2 protein-coding genes are annotated in these 22,885 nt (G+C 44.5%); both read right to left on the minus strand.

The features are described 5' to 3' along the window. Positions 1–39: 39 nt before the first annotated feature. Entirely contained in the window at positions 40–10,287 is a 10,248-nt protein-coding gene (locus AC1RNB_RS02795) for a DUF8696 domain-containing protein (protein WP_493080516.1), read from the minus strand. Positions 10,288–10,378: 91 nt separating this feature from the next. After that, entirely contained in the window at positions 10,379–22,756 is a 12,378-nt protein-coding gene (locus AC1RNB_RS02800; protein ID WP_493080518.1) for an HYR domain-containing protein, read from the minus strand. Positions 22,757–22,885: the final 129 nt, after the last annotated feature.

Below are 22,885 nucleotides of genomic sequence, written 5' to 3' on the forward strand. Positions count from 1 at the left end.
TTTCATTTTCATTACTAGGTTAGTTCCCTATCAGGGAGCTTATCGTTTCAATGTGACAAATCCTGCAAATTTTCTTACACTACCTGTTGAACGGTCTGTTGCCAGTACCATATAATAATAAGTGCCATCAGGCAAATCATCTCCCATGATACGGTTAGGCTGGTTACCTTTTCCGTCCCAGGTATTTTTATAGTCTGTGGATTTATAAACCTGGTTACCCCAACGGTTAAAAATATCCAGACTGATCGTGGTGTTAAAAGGTCTTGTAATTACAAACAGGTCGTTGGTTCCATCCTTATTGGGAGAGAACCCGGAAGGAATGAAGATATCGATCAGCGGTATATCAAATTTAGTAGCCATCCTGATCGCCGGGTTGCCGTTAGCAATCGGATCATTCGAACTCACAGAGAAAAGGCCATAAGGTGATCTCGCGGTTAATGTGGCTACGTTATTTAAACTGCCGGCAAATCCATTCGGGAAAAATTTAATAGTTATCTGGACCGAATCCGCTTTTAATCCATCCAGTTTACTTACGTCATTCAGCAAATCAATCTGCGCCTTTCCATCAAACCCACCATTGGCAATCAGTCTGCCACTGGCTTTGATATCTACTATACTGAAAGAAGAACTGGCAGGGAAAACCTTGGACAGGTCGTCTTTGATTTTAACTGTATCCAGCAACTCGCTTCTCAGGTTAGTTGCCACAATATTGAAAGAGAGCAGAAAACTGCCATCTTCCTGTACTACCGGCGCTTTGGAAAGTGTTTTTGTAATATCAGCTACTTTATACGGATTGAGTGCGGCTATGGTATAATTATCAGAAACAGCGGTACAACCGTTGGCATCGGTAATGGTTACTTTATAACTACCAGAATCCGTAACCAGTATATTCCGTGTTACAGCAGCGGTAGACCAGCTATACGCATCAGCAGGTGAAGAAGTAAGTGTAATATTCCCTTTTCCTACCACCTGTGTTCCCGTGCCGGTAATCACGGGTTTGACAGGTAATGCATAGATCTGTACATATACTGCATTACTGTATTTTACCTGACTGCCGGAAATAGTTCCCCTACGCAGGTAAACGCTGCCCGTAACTGTACCGGTGGTATAAATACTATCTTCTGCTCCGGGAATATCAGTAAAGCTCGTATTGTTGGAAGATCTTTGCCACTGGTACTGATAAGGATCCAGACCACCAGTATTCAGGCTGGTCGGAATAATCTCTACCCCGCTCGCAGAACCGCAATACCCTTTGGCCAATACGGTGGTAGCAGGCCCTGTTTTAATACCAATATTGCCAGGCACTAATGTTGGCAATGCCCTATTGATCAGAATTTCGGTGATGATCTTTTCTGTGGGCTGTGCATTTCCATCAGGATCAGGATCTAACCCGTCTGTTGACAGATCAGTAATGGTTGTATTCAACTCATTATTGAAGGCAGTCACCGTTGCCTGCAACTGATAAATGGCATTTAATTGATTAGGTGTGATATTGATGGTGAATTGTACGGTAGCTTCCTGTTTGTAACCCAACACACTGTTAGCAGCCAGCAGATTACTGTCTGTTTGGGCATTAAACCCGGGATTAGGCAATAAGGTTCCTGTAGTTACCACAGGAGAAACAATGGAAAAGACGGCCGGAGAACCAATCATTCGTCCCAGGTTCTGAAATAACTTCAGGTTATTCAGATTCAGATTACCATAGTTCTTTAATTTATACGACAATGTTACATGATAGGTTCCATTGCCTTGTGCCACTGGCGTTCCAGCGGCCAGTGATACACCAATTACCGCACTCGGGAAGAGGTTAATCACTGTAGCAAGCGGTTCTCCCTGTTTGGTTACTTCAGGGTGAGCTGACACATCTGTGTTGTCGTTAGACAAACTGGTAGCCAATGCTGTGCCCTCTGCTGTTTTACCTGTGCCCAATGCAATGGCCTGCATAACAAAAGGCTCGGCATAACCATTGGGTTTTACATGCAGCCACAGAATGATATCAGCGGATGCATTTACCGGTAATGTTGATAATGGACCAAACATATACACACTATGCCCATCATCGATGACCGTAATTTCTTCATTCGTAGCAGAAGCATACTCATTTTCCGGGGTTCGCCAGAATTCCATTCCTGCCGAACCATCCGGACTGGCTATAGTTGCTATCCCTGATATACCAGAAAGATCTGTATCTGCTCTTTGCAGCGGATAAACAATCTTCTTTGTATTGTTGCGTTTTGCAAAAAGATCCTGGCTGTTTACACCATCATAGTTCCTGTTGGGCACAACTGTGGCACCGGATACATGCACACTATCCAGTACATAGGTTACCGGACTGGGGAATACATCACGGAGGTTAAGCCGGGCTTGTGAATTAGTCAGGTCAAGATCACCGATATTTTTGGTATTCACCACAATACGGGTAGCCCAGCTGCTGTCTTTCTCCTGTCTGGCAGGATCAGCCTTCAGGGTAATAATCACTTTGGGGGCAAGAACAATGATAGTAGCAGTATCACGGTTAAAATTATTCACCCGTTTTTCGCCATTGGCATCTGTAATGGATACCAGCGTGTATAAAGTAGTACTGGGGATCAGGGCAACATTTGTTACTGTACCACTCACGTAATTGGTTAATGTATCGTTCTTACTACTTTTAGCAGATTTGTACACAACCGTAAATGGCGATCTTCCCTCCGTCATGGTGAATGTAAGCTTAGGTATTTCCGTAGCAAGGATCGGCCCGTTGCCTTTGATGCCCCCTTGCGGTCCTGTAAAAGTGAGCTTGAGAGTTTTCTGAATAGGTACACCGCCAATGGTACCACAAACATCTACGTTATTGGCATAAGCGGTTAACTTGGAAGAATAGGTCCCGTCATTATTATCAATTACTGTTGTAAAGGTGCCGCCGCTGGGGTTACACACCGATAGCGTTGCAGGTCCACCACTGCATGGAATAGCGACCCCATTGGCATCGAACAATTTGATGGTTACCGCAATGGGGCTGTTATTATTTCCGAGGGCAGTAACAGGTAAACCGGATATATCCACTTTCACAAAATCAATCACGTACACTGTAAAGTTGACTGTATTACCTGCACAGGATCCATTATAAGGTGTAACACTGATGGTTCCACCCAGTGTACCTACTTTAGCTGTAATACTGTTGGTAGTAGAAGTGCCTGTCCAGCCGTTGGGTAAGGTCCATACATAACCGGTAGCACCCGTTGCAGGCGTTACAGAATAGGTTCTCAAACTGTCTTTTGAAGCGGCGCAAACGCCATTGATTCCGCCACTGATTACCGGAGGTGTTAATGGCGTAACTTTTACTGAAGACGTATAGATGGCAGGATTAACCGTAGTACTGGCTGCCCTTCTGAAATAAGTTAGTGTTGATATGGCTCCGGAAGCATACGTAGCAGCGGTAGCTCCAGCGATATCTGTAAAGTTAGTATTATCTGTACTTTTCTGCCACTGATAACTGATGGTACCTGTACCACCACTTGCTGCTATTGTAGACGTAAAAGCAGCAGGTGTTGCACCCGCGCAAATAACCTGATCAGCGGCAATGGAACCAGCTACAAAAGTTCCGGGAGGAACAGTAACGGTAACTGTAACAGTAGCCGTATTAACGCAGCTGGTGATCGTATTTGTTCCTGTAACAGTATAAACGGTGGTAGTTACGGGCGAAGCTGTAACAGTAGCCAGGTTTGTTGAAGACAAGCCTGTTGCAGGAGACCATACATAATTGTTGGCTCCACTGGCTGTAAGTACCTGACTGGTGCCGGTAACAATCGTTGCTGAGGCCGGTGAAACAGACACTGTTGGGAGTGCAGATACGGTTACCGTTGCCACATTACTATACACCACAGCATCAGAAGATGTGCTAACACCCCTTCGGTAATAAGTAGTAACAGTATGTGCCGTACCTGGTGCATAGGTGGCAGTATTGGCACCGGTTATATTGGCAAACCCTGTTGTAGCAGATGTGGTAGATGATTGCCATTGATAAATATAAGTGCCTACACCTCCTGTAGCAGCTGCGGTTGAAGTGAAAGCAGCAGGGATGGTACCGCTACAGATAGCCTGGTCTGCAGCAATGGTTCCCGAACTGAGGGCTGGAACAACTGTAACAGTGATGGTGGCTGTATTTACACAACTGGTAGCGGCATTGGTTCCCGTAACCGTATAGGCAGTGGTAACTGTTGGTGATGCGCTGATAGTACCAATAGTTGTTGCCGAAAGGTTGGTGGAAGGTGTCCATACATAGGTATCAGCTCCGCTGGCTGTCAGCGTCTGACTATTCCCGTTAGAAATAGTAGCACTACTTGGAGAGATTTTAACGTTGGGCAGGCTTACCACTGTTACTGCAAGTACGTTACTATATACAACGGCATCGGTAGCTGTGCTTACAGCCCGTCTGTAATACGTTGTTACTGAAATAGAAGAAGATGGTGTATACGTAGCTGCATTAGCACCTGCTATATCAGTAAAGCCCGATACACTGGATGTAGCTGATGATTGCCATTGATAAATATAGGTGCCGGTACCGCCCGTTGCAGCTGTGGTGGAATTGAGTGCTCCCGGTATACCACTTCCACATATACTGGTAGTAACGGAATTGATAACACCCCCACTCAGAACAGGATTAATAGTAGCCACAGCACTTGCGGTAGCAGAAGTACAACCCGTGGTAATATTTCTTGCAACGGGGTAATAAGTAGTTGTTTGCGAAATACTCGGAGTAGTATAACTATTAGAGCCCGCTAACAATAATATGGTTGCTGTTGCATTGCTGTACCAATCATAGATTACTCCGGCAGGTACGGTACCTGTCAGCGTAACCGATCCCGCCCCTGTTCTGGCTCCGTTAAGCGAAACACCGGTTGCAACGGAGGGTATGGCATTAGAAATAATGGTTACAGTATTGCTGTTAAAAGAAGTTCCTGAAGTAGCCACCCTTCTGTAATAGGTAGTAGTAGCCACAGCACCCGGCGAATACGTTGCTGCTGTTGCTCCGGCTATGTTGGAAAAACCTGCTGTAGCTGATGTGGTAGATGACTGCCACTGATACGTAATGCCTGCTAAACCACTGGCATCATTCACAGAACTAAGTCCGGTAGGCGTAAATGTTCCGCAGCCACTCTGATCTGATCCGATCACCCCGGGATAGAGTGTACCGGATATGGTAGCAGATACAATTGTACGCGAAACAGCCACACAACCGGTATTCACATTTCTGGCTACAGCATAATAAGCTGTTGTGTTATTAAGGGTAGGTGTGGTATATACTGTAGTAAGACTACCCGAAACACCATTGATCAAAGCCGTTCCGCCGGTTGGTTCAGCATACCAATCTACAGTTTCATCGCCCGTAGCTCCATTGGCTGTAGCACTGATGGCCACGTTTGCTGCAACCAGACTTACAGCAGGCGATCCTGTTGGCGAAGCGGGTAAGGGATTGATGGTTACTGTTAACACATTACTGAAGAGGGCAGCATCACCCGAGGTGCTGGCTTTTCTCCTGAAATAAGTGGTGGCAGTGATGGCTGAAGAGGGCGTATAAGTGGCAGAAGTTGCGCCGGAAATATCCGTAAGTGTACCGAAGCCGACTACAGATGACATCTGCCATTGGTAGGCGATGGCAGCTTGTCCACCACTGGCATCTACAGTAGATGTGAAAGTGGATGGAATACCCGTTCCACAAAAACTGGCGTTCCCGGAAATAGTACCTGCCACCAGGGGAACATAAAACGGTACCTGGATGGTTGCCGCAGGTAAAACGGATTCGCTTCCTGAATTATCAATCACCCTGAAACTTAATACCGCCGTTACTGAACCCGCAGCTGGAAATATTTTAACAGCCGTATTAAGTGCTACACTAACACCATTAGTTGGCCAACTGGAGGACGTATAAGAAGTTCCACCAATCTCGATAGTAGAGATATTGGTTGGGAAGGAGGTGTAGTGAATACTAACTATTGTTCCATCTTCATCCGTACCGGTAATCTTGGTAGCATCAATGCTTACCAATGCACCTGGATTGAGTTGGGTGGTAAATGCGTAATTATTGGCTACGGGTAAAAGCCCTATACCAAAATCACTGTTAGCAATAGAGGTACTGCCCGTAGAGAAGGTCTTGATTGAAGGAGATGTTTTTACAAATCCACCAGGTAGTGAAGCTACAGATAAAGTATCCCCAACAACAAGTGCTGACTGAGCACTTAGAATAATCCGCAGATTATTCGTGTTTGCCGGTGCATTAACCAACAGGTATTTACCGGATGCATCTACAGATGTTTGATCAATAATCGTATTCGTACTGTCAACCAGGTAAATATATAATGCGCCATCCGCATTAGTACCCGACTCAGCACCATTCTTAATATTATTAAATGTGCCGGCGGCACTACCATCCGCATCGTCCCAAACATTACCTCCTACCAGTATTGGCAGTGGTGTTACTTTGATGGTAACAAGTGCTTTTGCCGTAAGGCTTGACGACCCTGCACAACCTGGGTGGTTATCTGTAATCTGATACTCATAGCTATCTGTACCGGTAAAATCCTTGTTAGGCACATACCTGATCATGTTATTTGCCAGTAAAGTGATAACACCGTTCGTAGGTTTTTGAAGTCCTGCCGCAGAGATACTAATAGTTAATGGGTCATTATTCGGGTCAGAATCATTCACCATTACATCTGTATTTACTTCCTGATTAATAAGGGTCTTATCTGTATCAGCCACAGCAAAAGGCGTTGCATTTGGGTTAGCAGCCGCGCTTACCGTGATAACAACGGTTGCTGTATTACTCACCAATGAATCAACTGATCCGTCTTTTACGCGATATGTAAACTGGTCTGTACCGGAAAAAGAGGTATTGGGCGTATACACGTATGAGCCAGCTGCATTTAGTGTAACCGTACCATTAGAAGGATTACTTACCAGCGATGGCGTTAATACTGTTCCTTCCGGATCAGTATCATTAGACCTGCTATTAATTGTAACAGGCACACAGCTATAGGTTGTAACTGTATCATTAGCGGCAGTAGGTGATTGATTGGTCATGGTAATTACAACCAAAGCCGTATCGCTTAGTACCGGAACGCAGACATTGTTACTTATATTGGATCGTTGATAAATAAGTGTATCATTACCTACATATTTTTTGGAAGGTGTATAAATGATATTATTCCCATTAACAATGGCCGTTCCGTTCTTAGGCATAGCAGTAATTACCGGCACATCCATAGTGCCCTGGGGATCCGCGTCATTGGCACCTACATTAATCGTCACCTGCGTACCGGATAAAGTTGAAGCATTATCTCTTATAATGGTAGGAGCAACCCTGGAAACATTGATACGGATGGTAGCTGTGGCCGTTTGGCTGTTGGTAGCGTCCGTAATCGTGTAAGTAAGTGTATCAGTACCTAGAAAACTTCCATTGGGTGTGTATACAACATTTCCAGCAGTAATTACAGCTGTTCCATTGGCCGGAGTGGTAACTGCGGTAACCGTTGTATTTCTTGCAGTTAAGGTTCCGTAATAGTTTGCGTCGTTATTTAAAGCGTTTATCGTAACCGAAGCATTGGATTTTGTGCTGGCAGTATCCGCATATGCAAAAGGTTTCCTGTTGGTGGGTATGGCGGCAGAACTATAGGTTACTCCCGGAGTGGATGGATACGAAACTGTAAGAGTAGGTTTGCCGGAACTGCTTTCTCTGGATAGAAATACCAGATCCACGTTACCAATTGTTCTGGTAAAGGGCATCAGCATCATTCCATAGTTATTAGCTGGAGTAGTTATCCAATTCTGTACAATATCAGTTACGCTTGTGGTCACTACTGTTCCAGCAGAAAGTGTACCCGTTAAAATGGAAGTTAACTGTGGGTTTGTGCCAGCACTTATATAGTCTGTTCCCAGACCTCTTGCAATGGGTGCATCCCAGTTAGATACACCATCATACTTGATTCCGGTTACACCCGCTTCTGTCCAAGATTTATTAAGTCTGTATAAAGTTGCGGGAAATGGGTTATTTAATGCTGTCAGACTTGCATTGGCTCCGACAGTTAGTGAAAATGTGGCTGAATTGATGGTCGTAGTTGAATTAATAGAAGAAAGGTCGAACTTAAAGAGGGCTGTTTTACCATTAGTATTAACAATCGGATTAATTATCACACTGGTTAGCGTACCAAAATTAGCAGAGCTGGTGGCAGTTGCCATATAACTGTCTGCAATAGCAGTTACTGTAAGTGAAGTTAATGCCCCGGGCGCTACATCTATACCCGGCTTATAATCACCCCCTGCAGAAACCTGTGTAATTGTATTCTGCGTGATAGTGGCAGTTACTGTTGCCTCAGCGCAATAGTTTACATCATTACAGGCCAGGTATTTAAAGGTATCTGTTCCTTTAGCAATACTGGTATCTTTACTGGAGAGATAAGAAAGGGTACCATCTGTATTTATATAAACATTCCCCTTCGATGGTTTCGAGGAAATAGATCGGACATATAATTTACTGCCATCAGTTGCTGCTGCATTGTTTTTATCATTACCCAACACGTTTACAACAGTAACATTATCACCGGCAACACTTACCGCATCATTCGTAAGAGCAGGTGCCAGACTGGCCGTTCCTATCGTTAACGCGATTGTGCCATTAGTGTTGGCAGAACCGTTGCTGATGGTATAAGTAGCATTATCTGTGCCCTTAAAATTTGCGTTGGATGTATACGTAACGGTTCCGGCTGAAGTAAAAGTGACAGTTCCATTGGCGAAACCTGATACGGCAGTTAAAGTACGGCTTCCAGCGTTAGCATCGATATTGCTATCAAATACATTAAAAGTAGTAGAATTCACAGGACAGTCGCCCGACACTTCTTTATTAATCGTATTAGCCGTTAAGGGAGGGGTACCAGGCAAAATAGTTATGGGTATAGAAGAGATACTCTTTCTGCCACATGCATCTGTGGCTATACAGGAAATCACACCTGTGGTAGCTTTTGTAATAGTATTATCCGGGGTGTAAGAAGTTGTAGCACTATTAGCAGCAGAAAAACTCCCTCCTATTGAAACCAGCCATTGATAGGTAAAAGGACCGCCCGTTCCGGTAGCAGTTCCATCAAACCCTGTATAAGTAGTACCAGCCTTCATTTCAGCAGGCACACCGCTAACGCTGTTGCTTACGCTGGCTTTGGCTTTTTCACGTAAGGAGAAAAAACTAAAATTAAGGAAGATTCTTTGTGCAGCTATGGCATTTGAAGTAGTACCATTGATATTGTGCGATGCCTGATACGCTACATACCCTCTGGTGGCATCATTAAAGGCACGCCCGTAAATATTAGTCACAGCCGGACCTGGTGAGATTCCAGGTATATCCGGATGATTGGGGGCGTAGGTAATTATTTTAGTACTGGCATTCCAGCCACCTCCTGTTTTAGGAAGATATACTGTTTCAGCACCATTTTGCTGCGCATTATCGGTAACACCTATATACTGTGAAACATTATTACTTGGATTAATATGTGCAAAAGGAGGAGTAGCCCGCTGGTGATCATAGTAAGGAAGCAATCCATTGTTAGATAAAAAATTCAACTGTATCCGTGTAGCTACGGAACTAATAGTAGTATCCTTGATAATGTTTTCCAATAAACTAACGGCATTACAACCTGCCCAGATATTTCCTTTATAATCCCTGTTCCAGAAAAAAAGATTCCTATGTACTTCCCAGCTGGGATCAGCATGAGGTAATACGAAAATATCATCACACGCATCCAATTCAGACGGATCTTTAAATGAAAAAGCAGAAGAGGGAATACCCGCTGCGTTTAAAAAGCCCACTGCTATCGATCCGTTTTTACGATCCATCACCCACTTAGGTCCGAAATTATAAGTGATAACATTATTCAAAGTAAAATCTTCCGCTACATAATCTACCAATACCCCTTGTGCCGCCCACGCATTGATCATTCTGGTTACCGATGCACGGAAAAATTCACTGGGGATAATAAATGTTCCTCCACTATAACTTTTACCATTATGTGAAAAATCAATTCCGTCTTTTGCTTTACTCTGACTAATTACCTGGTAAACAGGCACATCCCTATCGGTCAGCATCATATAAACCAGTCCATAAGGTTTGAGAGAATTGGCCACTGTTGGACTGGCAGATCCCATATCAATAATGGCAGAGCCTTTTTTTATGGTCTTGGTTTCAAACTGAGCCAGGGCAGCCTGATGAAGGTACAGGCAAACCAGAAAAGAAACGAAAAGTTTGATTCTATATGGGGTCATACGATTGCGTGCATATTGTTTTTGAAACGATGGTCAAAAAGATGAGCAGGACTGTTTGTCAAACAGCCCTGCTCATCTTCTATATAGATTATTATCCTCTTCCTTTGATCAGCTGTACCACTTTGCGCTGTGTACCCTGTATCATTTCCGCATAATAAGTCCCGCTGCTGTAGTTATGCCCGATCTGTAAGGTGCTGTTAGCTCCCAGTTTCGATCTGGCATCTACTACTCTTCCACTTCCATCCATTACACGGAGGTTAACCGGAGTTGTATACTTACTTTCCAGTTTTAATGTGAAATAAGTAGTACTTGGATTAGGCAGTACGGTTACTTTCAGTTCTTCCTCAGTGGTAGCTGTTTCAATACCGCTTTCTTTGGTAGCGGTAGCCGTATTGGCAACTACCGAGTTCTGAACAGTGGTATTACATGGCGACTGATCTGCGCTTCCTAACCTGTCCTGGCCATTACTGCCGCAAGAGCTACTATACAGATGTGAAGACACCTGGTTAATCGGCACTTCGATGGTTTGTGTTCTACCATATTTACCTGTAGTAGTATGCGTCATATACACTTTACTTCCACCACAACCAGGCACACGGATATCTGTTACACAGATATTGATACTGGCGATAGATTTACAACCATATTTATTGGTTACTGTAACGGTGAAGGTATAGTAGCCGAAAGTAGCTGGCGTAAATACAGGTGCTGCAGCACTGCTACTGCTTAAGCGATTTATATAACTTCCAGTCCACACATAAGTATAAGGCGCTCCGGCTGATGGCAAAGAACCTACCTGCAGTTTAGTGCTTTGTGCGCCATAGCCCAGATACAGATTGGTAGCTACACCACCGGTATAAGTACTGGAAGTTGGTACAGATGTGATACTGGTTGTAAATGGCGTACCAACAGTAATAAGCTGTATAGCTGTTTTGTAATTACCGGCCGCATCAGTTGCTTTCCAGGTACGGGTAATTATGTTACCATTAGTTGCATCAGTGTATGTAATTATTGTTGCACTGCAATTATCGGTAGCAGTAGCTGTACCTGTAGCAGCTGGCAATGTAGAAGCTCCACAGTTTACTGTAATATCCGCAGGATCTGTGATCACCGGTTGTACATTATCTACTATCGAGATAGTTTGTGTACCTGTACTGACATTACCAGTACCATCTGTTGCTTTCCAGGTACGGGTAATCAGATTTCCATTAATTACATCACTGTAAGTTACCGTTACCGTTCCTGAATTATCAGTGGCAGTAGCTTTTCCGGTTGCAGCAGGTAAAGTAGATGCACCGCAAGACACAACAATATTTTCAGGGCAATTTATAACAGGTTTCACATTATCTGTATATCCGGAACATGGTTGTTGATCACAACTGCCTAATCTATCACCTGGATGCAGGCTGAGGTGTGCCGCTACTGCATTGATACTGATAGATAGCGTGATGGTTTTACCTGGATTACCCGGTGGTACATGACAGAGGAATACCTTGTAATTGCCAGATGCATTACCATCATGCTCATCATCATCATCATCATCATCATCTCCATGAGAACAGTTAGATGAACTATGAGAAGTATGACTGCAGGAACCATGATGATGGCCTTCATGTGAACAATCGGAAGCACTATGCGACTGATGGTTACAAACTTTTTGGTTGCTGCCATGATTTCTTTCATGCTCACAATCAGAAGCTCTATGTGCTTTGTGGTTGCATGATGCATGGTTATGCCCTTTGTGTGAACAATCTTTATAAGAATGTGATTTATGATCACAGTCTTTTTGATCATCATCATCCCTGTCATTGGTTCCCCTGTGTGCACAGTTGTATTTACTATGTGATTTATGATCACAGGTATGATTATGTCCCTTATGCGAACAGTTAGATGAACTGTGTGCACTGTGGTTACACATTCTCTGATGATCATCGTCGTCATCGTCATCATGATCATCTCTGTCACCATGGTCATCATCATCATCCGATGACAGGTTTGATCCCGGAACCCTGATATCTGTAACACAGATGGTAATAGAAGCAGTTGTTGCACAACCGGCTGTATTGGTAACAGTAACCACAAATGTGTAACTGCCTCCGTTAGTTGGTGTAAATACAGGGTTAGCCGAAGTGGTACTGCTCAGCAGGTTGACGCTATTTCCACTCCATACGTAAGTGCTGCCTGCCGGTGCTGTTACCTGTAAAACAGTACTTTGTGCACCATATCCCAGGAATAGATTCGTAGGAATACCACCTGTAAATGTATTATTGACAGGAACAGATCTAACGCTGATTACCGGATTTACACAACCTACCGTTACGGTAAACGTACAGGTACTGGTATTTCCTTTTGCATCAACAGCTGTTACTGTTACCGGCGTAGAACCAGTTGGGAAGAAACTTCCCGGAGTTATACTGTAAGAAACAACAGGTGTACCACAGTTATCGCTGGCTGTTGCAGCATAAGTAACATAAGCACCGCCCTGACCACTTACAATTACACTGGCATTAACAGTAATATCAGCTGGGCAACTTACAACGGGAGGCGTCACATCTTTCACAATTACAGTCTGTGATTGTGTGCTCACATTACCATTGCCATCATTGAATGTCCATTCTATAAAGTAAGTTCCCTGTGCTGTATAGTGCAGCGCACTGGCTGTTGTTCCCAGTATAGTTCCACCGCAATTATCCATTGCTACGGGAACCGTTACGGTAGCAGCACATTCACCCGTTACAGTGGGCAACTGTGCTATAACAGGAACAGGAGCCTGCGTGTCCTTACCGGTATAAATAACCCTCGCTATGGTTGTATTACCACTGGCATCGGATATAGTGTAAGCATAAGTAACTGTCCATCCATTTGCATTATCACCGGTAGTACTAGTGTTTGATAAGACAGCTGTAACAGTACCTGAACAGTTATCCGTGAATTGTGAAGCAATAACAGCCGCGTCTGGGGCTCCTGGCACTTCAGCTATGCATTGAAGTCCTGCTGAACCCGGTATTACACCTGTTAATACTGGAGCTATAAGATCCTGCACTATAATCTGTTGTGTGCAGTTAGCTGTGTTACCGGAAGGATCTGTTGCTTTATATGTTCTGGTAATTGTGTATTTATTTAATCCCTGTTGGTTACTGATCACATCACCAGTCCAGCTAACAACCGCTGAACAGTTATCAGATACAACCACTGACCCGGGATTAGGAACAGGAACAGCTGAAGCACAGGTTACAGTAACCGGCGCAGGACAGCTGATCACCGGTGCAATATTGTCCATTACTGTAACAATAGCTACAGCAGTAGAAATATTACCATTTACGTCAGTAACTGTCATAGTTACATTATTGGCTCCAACATTTGCACAGGTAAAGTTAGATTGATCAATAGTGATACTGGCGATTCCATCAGGATCGTAAGAACCATCGTCTACCTGGCCAGGTGTAATGCTTACATTACCTGTGGCATCGAGGTAAACTGTAATGTCTTTCACCAGGATTATACCAGCATCATCCACCGAGTTAACGCTAATGGTTACCGTGGCAGTTGAACAATCGCCGTCTGCATCACATACCTGATAAGTGAACGTATCTGTTCCATGGAAATTCGGAGCAGGTGTATATGTATACGTTCCATCAGTGTTCAGGGTCAGTACACCATGAGTAGTGGTGGTTACCACGCTCCAGGCATTACCGCCATCACCACTTTCAGTATCGTTGCCTCTTACAGATCCGTTCAACACGGCATCTTCATTCACTGTAGCTGCATCATTCACGCCTATTGGCTGGTCGTTCACAGAATTAACAGTGATTGTTACTGTAGCACTTGAACAATCACCATCTGCGTCACATACCTGGTAAGTAAACACATCTGTTCCATGGAAATCCGGAGCAGGTGTATATGTATACGTTCCATCAGTGTTCAGCGTCAGTACACCATGAGTAGTGGTGGTTACCACGCTCCAGGCATTACCGCCATCACCACTTTCAGTATCGTTACCTCTTACAGATCCGTTCAACACGGCATCTTCATTCACTGTAGCTGCATCATTCACGCCTATTGGCTGGTCGTTCACAGAATTAACAGTGATTGTTACTGTAGCACTTGAACAATCGCCGTCTGCGTCACATACCTGATAAGTGAACGTATCTGTTCCATGGAAATCCGGAGCAGGTGTATATGTATACGTTCCATCAGTGTTCAGCGTCAGTACACCATGAGTAGTGGTGGTTACCACAGTCCAGGCATTACCGCCATCACCACTTTCAGTATCGTTACCTCTTACAGATCCGTTCAACACGGCATCTTCATTCACTGTAGCTGCATCATTCACGCCTATTGGCTGGTCGTTCACCGGAGTTACCTGTATTGACAGCGTAGAACTGGCTGTTGCTCCATTGATATCAACAATGCTATAATTAACAACCGGTACTGGTCCATGATAATTTGCTGCCGGTGTAAAGGTGAAGCTACCATCAGTATTAATTACCAGTTCACCTTCCACTAATGTGGCAGTAGATCCGGCAGTATAGGAAACACTGTTTACAGTATACCCAGTCACCGTTACTGCGTTACCATCAGCATCACTGTCGTTAGTCAGTACTGATCCACTTACCGGAGTATCCTCCTGTGTAGTAGCCACATCTGGTTGTGCAACAGGTGGATTATTGAGTACTGTTACAGTAAATGAACATGTTACCTGGTTGCCAGCGGCATCTGTTACAGTGATAGTAACCGGTGTTGTTCCCATCGGGAAGTAGCTACCGGAGGCAACTGATGTAGTTACAGAAGGTGTACCGCAATTATCGGCACTTACTATAGTATATGTTACAATGGCTCCATTCAGACCAGCATTTCCGCTAACGGTAATATCTGAAGGACATTGCACTGTTGGTTTTTCCGTATCGGCTACTACTACATCAAAGCTGCTGGTAGTAGTATGTCCGTGCGCATCTGTTGCTGTGTAATGAACGGTGGTAGTTCCAATAGGGAATACTTCACCAGACTGATGGTCTGCTACCAGCGTTACACCAGGGCAGTTATCAGCCGCTACAGGCTCGGTCCAGTTAACAACTGCACCGCAGGTTCCAGGAGCGTTAGCCACGGTTTGTGTACCTGGCGTTCCATTGATCACAGGAAACTCATCATCAGTGATAGTTACAGTTTGTATGCCACCTGCTGTATGACCGTGCGCATCGGTTACTGTCCACTGAATAGTAGTGATCCCTACAGGGAATGGTGCATTTAATGGCTGCGCATCACTTCTGATACCGGTTACCAGTGTGGTTCCACAGTTATCAGTAGCGGTGGCTGTTCCCAACAAAATACCGGAAGAACCTGAACCACCGCCAGAACCAGATCCGTTAGGAGACTGGCTGTTTCCGCCATTATTATCCGTACCAAATGTATACGAGCACTGTCCGGCGTCAGCAGAATGGGTAATATCAGCAGGGATGGTAATGATTGGATTTTCATTATCCGTTACCGTTACGTTGAATTGTGTAGTAACAATATGACCACTGGCATCGGTAGCTGTATAAGTAACAACAGTAGTTCCTACAGGGAATACAGTACCAGGCTGGTGACTGGACACTAAGGTTACGCCAGGGCAGTTATCTGTTGCTGTTGGTGCAGTCCAGTTAATAACTGCTCCGCACTGACCAGGATCATTTGACTGATTGATATTTGCCGGTGTATTCACAATAACCGGGGTCTCATTATCTACAACTTCAACAGTGAAGCTGCAGGTAACTGTACCACAAATATTAGTGGCACTGATAGTAACGGTGGTTACACCTTTATTAAAGATAGCACCGCTACCGGTTCCTGCTCCGGTGCCCGTTGTGGCACCGCTGAATGTATAACTCAGACTGGCAGCCGGTATACCATTAGCTGAAGCGGTATAGTTTACCACTGCAGTACATAGACCTGCATCAGTGTTTACTGTTTGGTTAGTAGCACACTGCGTGAACACAGGAGTTACACAGTTAACGGTTACATCAAATGAACAACTAACCGTATTACCTGCTGCATCGGTTACTGTATAGGTTTGTGTGGTTGTTCCGATCGGGAATATAGCTCCGCTCGGTAAACCTGCAACTTGTGAAGTGGTTGCACCTGCACAATTATCTGTTCCAACAGGTGCTGCAAATGTTACCACTGCTCCTGAAGGACTGGTTGCAGTTACAGTAATATTAGCAGGACATACAATTGATGGAGGTGTTACATCTAATATAGTCACCGTCTGGTTGGCAGTTGTGCTATTACCATTACCATCATTGAAAGTCCAATGGATCGTATAAGTACCCTGTGTTGTATATGTTAAAGGATCGCTGGTTGTTCCGGTTACTGTTCCGGCACAATTATCTATTGCCACAGGAACTGGTACCGTTGCTGAACACTCTGCAGTGATTGGTGCAAGTACCGGTGCTACAGGTGCTACAATATCCTGGACAGTTACTACTGTTGCAGCGGAACTGGCAGCACAGGCTCCATTAGAAACGGTTACACTATATGCACCGGTTTCGCTCACTACGATAGATTGTGTGGTAGCTCCGTTGCTCCATAAGTAGCTGCTGCCGGCAGAAGCTGTTAAGGTTACAGATCCACCTGGGCAGAAAGTAGTTGGTCCATCCGCACTGATAGTAGCCACAGGAGGCACACAGGTTACTGTTACCGTAAATGAACAACTAACCGTATTACCTGCTGCATCGGTTACTGTATAGGTTTGTGTGGTTGTTCCGATCGGGAATATAGCTCCGCTCGGTAAACCTGCAACTTGTGAAGTGGTTGCACCAGCACAATTATCTGTTCCAACAGGTGCTGCAAATGTTACCACTGCTCCCGAAGGACTGGTTGCTGATACACTGATATTAGCAGGACATACAATTGACGGAGGTGTTACATCTAATATAGTCACCGTCTGATTGGCAGTTGTGCTATTGCCATTACCATCATTGAAAGTCCAATGGATCGTATAAGTGCCCTGTGTTGTATATGTTAAAGGATCGCTGGTTGTTCCGGTTACGGTTCCGGCACAATTATCTATTGCCACAGGAACTGGTACCGTTGCTGAACACTCTGCAGTGATTGGTGCAAGTACCGGTGCTACAGGTGCTACAATATCCTGAACAGTAACAACAGTTGCAGCTGATGTGGCAGAACAATTAGAAGCATTTGTAACGGTTACTGTATAAGAACCGGAACTGCTAACTGTAATGGATTGCGTTGTTGCTCCATTGCTCCATAAATAACTACTGGCTGCAGAGGCTGATAATGTAACTGATCCGCCGGGACAGAAAGTGGTTGGACCGCCAGCTGTAATAGTAGCCAATGGTAAAGAATTCACTATCAAATTCTCCGCACCATTGCTTGAACAGCCATTTACATTGGTAACTACAACAGAATACAATCCAGCATTTGCTGCGGTTAGATTGCTTATGGTATTGATTTGTAAATTAGAAGTAAATCCATTAGGCCCCGTCCAGGCATAACTCTGACCGGCAAGGCTTACGCCAAATGTAAAGCTACCGCCTTCGCACTTCAATGAGCCATTACTGTTGATAGAAATGACTGGCAGCGGATTAACCACAACAGCAGTAGCTGCTGATGTTGCAGCACAGGCTCCGTTAGAAACAGTTACACTATATGAACCTGCAGTTGAAACTGAAATTGTTTGGGTAGTGGCCCCATTACTCCATAGGTAACTGTCACCTGCGGAAGCCGTTAATATTACGGATCCACCAGCACAGAAAGTAGTTGGTCCATCCGCACTGATAGTTACCACAGGAGGCACACAGGTTACTGTTACCGTAAAGGAACAACTAACCGTATTACCTGCTGCATCGGTTACTGTATAGGTTTGTGTGGTTGTTCCTATCGGAAATATAGCTCCGCTCGGTAAACCTGAAACTTGTGAAGTGGTTGCACCAGCACAATTATCTGTTCCAACAGGTGCTGCAAATGTTACCACTGCTCCTGAAGGACTGGTTGCTGATACACTGATATTAGCAGGACATACAATTGATGGGGGCGTTACATCTAAAATAGTCACCGTCTGGTTGGCAGTTGTGCTATTGCCATTACCATCATTAAATGTCCAATGTATGGTATAAGTACCCTGAGTATTGTAGGTTAAAGGATCACTGGTTGTACCAGTGATAGTACCAGCACAATTATCTGTTGTAGTTGCAACAGGAACTGTAGCTGAACACTCAGCTGTAATAGTTGCCAGCGTTGGTGTTACTGGTGCTACATTATCCTGAGCAGTTACAACAGTTGCAGCTGATGTGGCAGAACAATTAGAAGCATTTGTAACGGTTACTGTATAAGAACCAGATGTACTAACTGTTATAGATTGTGTGGTTGCTCCATTGCTCCATAAGTAGCTGCTGCCGGCAGAAGCTGTTAAGGTTACAGATCCACCTGGGCAGAAAGTAGTTGCACTTCCGGCAGTAATAGTAGCTGATGGTAAAGTATTTACCGTAATGGTCATCGTAGCAGTAGTCGCACACTGACCAGCATCCGGTGTAAATGTATAAGTAGTGGTCGCTGTATTATTTAATGCAGGTGACCATGTGCCAACAATACCATTATTTGAAGTAGTAGGCAATGCTGCTAAACTTGCGCCTGAGCAAATCGCAGCTACCTGTGTGAAGGTTGGTGTAACAGGAGAAGTCAGGTTGACTGTTGTTGACCCGCTCATAGTGCTACTACAGTTAGTAACTGTATTGGTTGCAACCACTGTAAATGTACCGGATACCTGTAATGGTCCAAGAACCAGTGGATTACCAGTGCCCATCAGTGTAATACCTGTAGCATTACCATTTTTCCATAGTTCATATCGTACACCTGCCTCAGAACCAGACAAATTAACTACCCAGCCCGGACCAGTTGTGCATATATCACCGCTGCTGGTTACATTGTAGATTACAGGTACAGGATTTACTGTAACGGTAACCGTGGTTTCACTATTACAACCATTGGCACCTGCACCTTTCACCGTATAGGTTCCGGCAGCAGCTAATGTAACATTTGCAATAGATGGGTTCTGTGTATTATTGGCAACAAATCCATTAGGTCCAGTCCAGAAATAATCAACACCTCCATTCGCATTAAGCGTTAAAGTAGCACCTTCGCAAACAGGGCTATTGCTCAAAGCTGTAATAACCGGTAAAGCCTTTACCGCAACTGTGGTAGAGGCACTGGCAGAACAACCCGAAGCATTGGTAACCGTAACCGTATAGGTACCGGCGTTGGCCAGGGTACTGTTTAGAATAACAGGATTCTGTTGATTGGACGTAAAGCCATTAGGGCCAGTCCAGGAATAGCTTGCACCCGGACTTGAGAATAATTCTATTTTATCATTTACACAACCGAAACCTGCATGATTGGCAGTTACAACTGGCAATGAGTTTACGGTAACTGAAACCTGAGAAACACCTCCACAAGTAGTAGTGAAAATAATATTGGCTGTACCCTGCGCCACACCGGTTACAACACCGGACGCATTTACCGAAGCAATCAGAGAGTTGCTACTACTCCAGGTTCCGCTATTCGCATTTGATAAGGTAGTTGTTGAACCGATACATACAGAAGTATTTCCGGTAACTGGAGCGGTTGGAGAATTAAAAACAGCACATGTACCTGCAACTGTACCGTCCGTCCAGTTAGAAGTAAGCCCGTTTAAGGTAAAGTTGTTTAGGGAACCAGTAAGTGTATTAACTCCTGCATCGGTGGCTGTATTAATGCCAGCGTTGTTTGCATTTACATTGCCCTGGTTAAGATGGTATAAAGCAACAAGGCCATTTTGACCGGCTGGATTCAGTTCGCAATTCATGTTGTTCTGAATTTCGGCCTGGCATAAAACACGGTTCCAAACCGATACTTCATCGATGGAGGCATTCAGGTAAGCGTTAGCGCCACCCGTATGTCTTTTTCCAATCAATATCCTTGAATTAGAAGGGAAAGATGTTAATCCGAACGTATTGGTTTGCAGAATAAGTACACCGTTTCTATATAGTCTGTAGTCATTAGCTGAATAGGTAGCCGCTAAATGAATCCAGGTATTGGTATTGGTTTCCAGTACACCAGACCAGGCAGTTCGGCTCCAGCCATCACTTCCAAAACCCCAACCCTGTCCTGATTCATTGTAAACAATAGCATCGAAAACGCTGCCTGTAGCAGTTTCCAAACTAACCACTGCACCACCACCCTGGGATACATTATTTAGTTTAACCCAGGCACTGAAGGTTTTGGTTGTGGTGGCGGTTGTTAAACCAGGCGAAGAAACATAATCATCTACACCATCAAAATTCAGGGCTTTAGCCGGTACAAGCGGTGCAGTAACAGTTACCACTGCAGTTGCAGTTTTACTACAACCATTATTATCCACGCCGGTTACTGTATAAGTAATCGTTGAAGTAGGATTAGCCACTACTACAGATCCTGTGGTAGCAGATAAAGCAGTAGCGGGAGACCAACTATAGGTATTGGCACCACCAGCAGTTAATGTAACATTATTACCCGATGTGATGCTGGTTGTTGACGGGGTAACCGTTACGTTAGGTAAGGCATTTACCTGCACTGTAACGGAAGAAGTATATTGTACCGGATCTGTTGCAGTAGAAGCCCCTCTCCGGTAATAAGTTGTAGTTGTTAATGCACCCGGCGCATAGGTAGCTGAAGTGGCGCCCGGGATATTGGTAAAGTTGCTGTTATCTGTACTGGATTGCCATTGATAAGTAATAGTACCGGTACCACCACTGGCTTCAGAGGCAGAACTAAGAGAACCAGCTACCAAACCACTACAGATCGTTTGAGGGCTACCTATTGTACCTGGTGTTAAAGGAGAAACTCCACTGTTTACAGTTACATCAGCCGTTACAGTTGTTGAACAGCCTGAACCATTGGTTACAATATAACTGATGGTAGCTGTTCCTATAGATATACCGGATACCAGGCCCGTAGAAGCATTTACAGTAGCTATAGCAGTATTATTACTACTCCATATCCCGCCGCCAGTTGTACTGGTGAGTGCAGAAGTAGCGCCAACAGCAAGAGAGGTAGCACCGGAAATAGCAGCTACCACCGGTGTTGCATTAACCGTAATGTTTACACTGGAAAAACTTCCATAATTATCTGTGAGGGTAATTGTAGTAGTTCCTGCTGCAATTGCTGTAACAGTACCTGTATTACTTACTGTAGCAACTCCAGGATTACTACTGTACCATGTATATGTAATCCCAGGTACAGCACAGCCGTTAGAATAAGTACTTGTTTCGCCAGCACAGAAAATCGTTTTACCTCCAGTTACAATCGGGGCTACATAAGTATATTCTATGATTACATAACCGTTTTCTGTACCTACTCCTGGGGTGTTTTCCTGAGTTCCGTCCAAACCTCCATTATATGAACCACCGCCGCCACCGTTTAATCCTGCAGAAACACCGGCAGCACCATTTAGCTCTGCAATGAAATCCCCTTTTACACCACCGCCGCCACCGCCGGAAAAGCCACCACCACCGCCGCCGCCTACGGCAGAGCTTCCACCACCACCAATTCCACCTTGTCCGCCAAATGCATATTCTCCGCTGTTTCCGCCAAACCGAGGTGCTATTCCTCCAGTATTCACTTGATAACCATATAGAATCATCGATGCAGAAACATCATTATCTCCACTCAATAACCAACCCGCACCGCCACCGGCAGCATCTCCACCAGAACCGGCACTTCCCGCTACACCGCCATCTCCACTGGCTGGCCATAGGTCTAAGGGATTATCTGATTGTATCCCATTGTTGGCATAATTCACTAATGCACCAAATACATTCGGGATATTAGCATTTTTCAGACTTTGATCGCCAATAGCGGGTGTACCTGCTCCCCCACCTCCACCAGCTGCCAACAAAGGCAAAGCAGCGGTAAAATTATCTTTCGCAACAAAAGTACCACCACCTCCGCCACCAGCTACTGTTACAGGTGCATAATTAAAATCTGTATTATCATTACCCTTCCCTCCTACTAACACAACAATATTATCACCGGCAGTAACAGCAAACGACCCTTTTACTTTTGCACCCAAACCACCCGCGTTGGTAACAGTTGTACCGCCATCCTCACTATAATTACCTCCGGCTGCACCTACAGCAGTTATCGTTACTTTAGTTACACCTGCAGGTACAGTAAAAGCCGAAAATCCCGGAGTAGTAAAAGAAACAGTATTAACTCCGCAAACCGGATTAAATGGCACTTGAGGTTCTGCTACCTTCTTAAAGCTGGCTTTATTGGCAGCTACAATCCTTCCGGTATTAGAAACCGGTTTTCTGAATGTGGCATCTTTTATAGCCGTAAGAGGCAGATGAGCGATCGGAAGATCTCCGGTTAGAGGCGTTGCCGTGGTAGATATCGCGCTTAATAATACAGCAACAACACTAAGGAAGCAGATCGTTCTGAGTAGAACTTTTCTCATAAGTAGCGGTTTTGGCGTAAAATTTTCTTCAAAAAAAGGCAGCAAGAACACATGAAATCCAATACACACAAGGCTTATAGCAGAAAACCTGTAACAAAATCAATCTGAAACAAATCAGTTTGAGTACAG

The organism is Sediminibacterium sp. GW821-FHT12F12, assembly GCF_058806635.1.

Bases quoted from the DNA above. Each gene is read 5' to 3' on its own strand.
- AC1RNB_RS02795 (WP_493080516.1), bottom strand. From the start codon at position 10,287: ATGACCCCATATAGAATCAAACTTTTCGTTTCTTTTCTGGTTTGCCTG.
- AC1RNB_RS02800 (WP_493080518.1), bottom strand. From the start codon at position 22,756: ATGAGAAAAGTTCTACTCAGAACGATCTGCTTCCTTAGTGTTGTTGCT.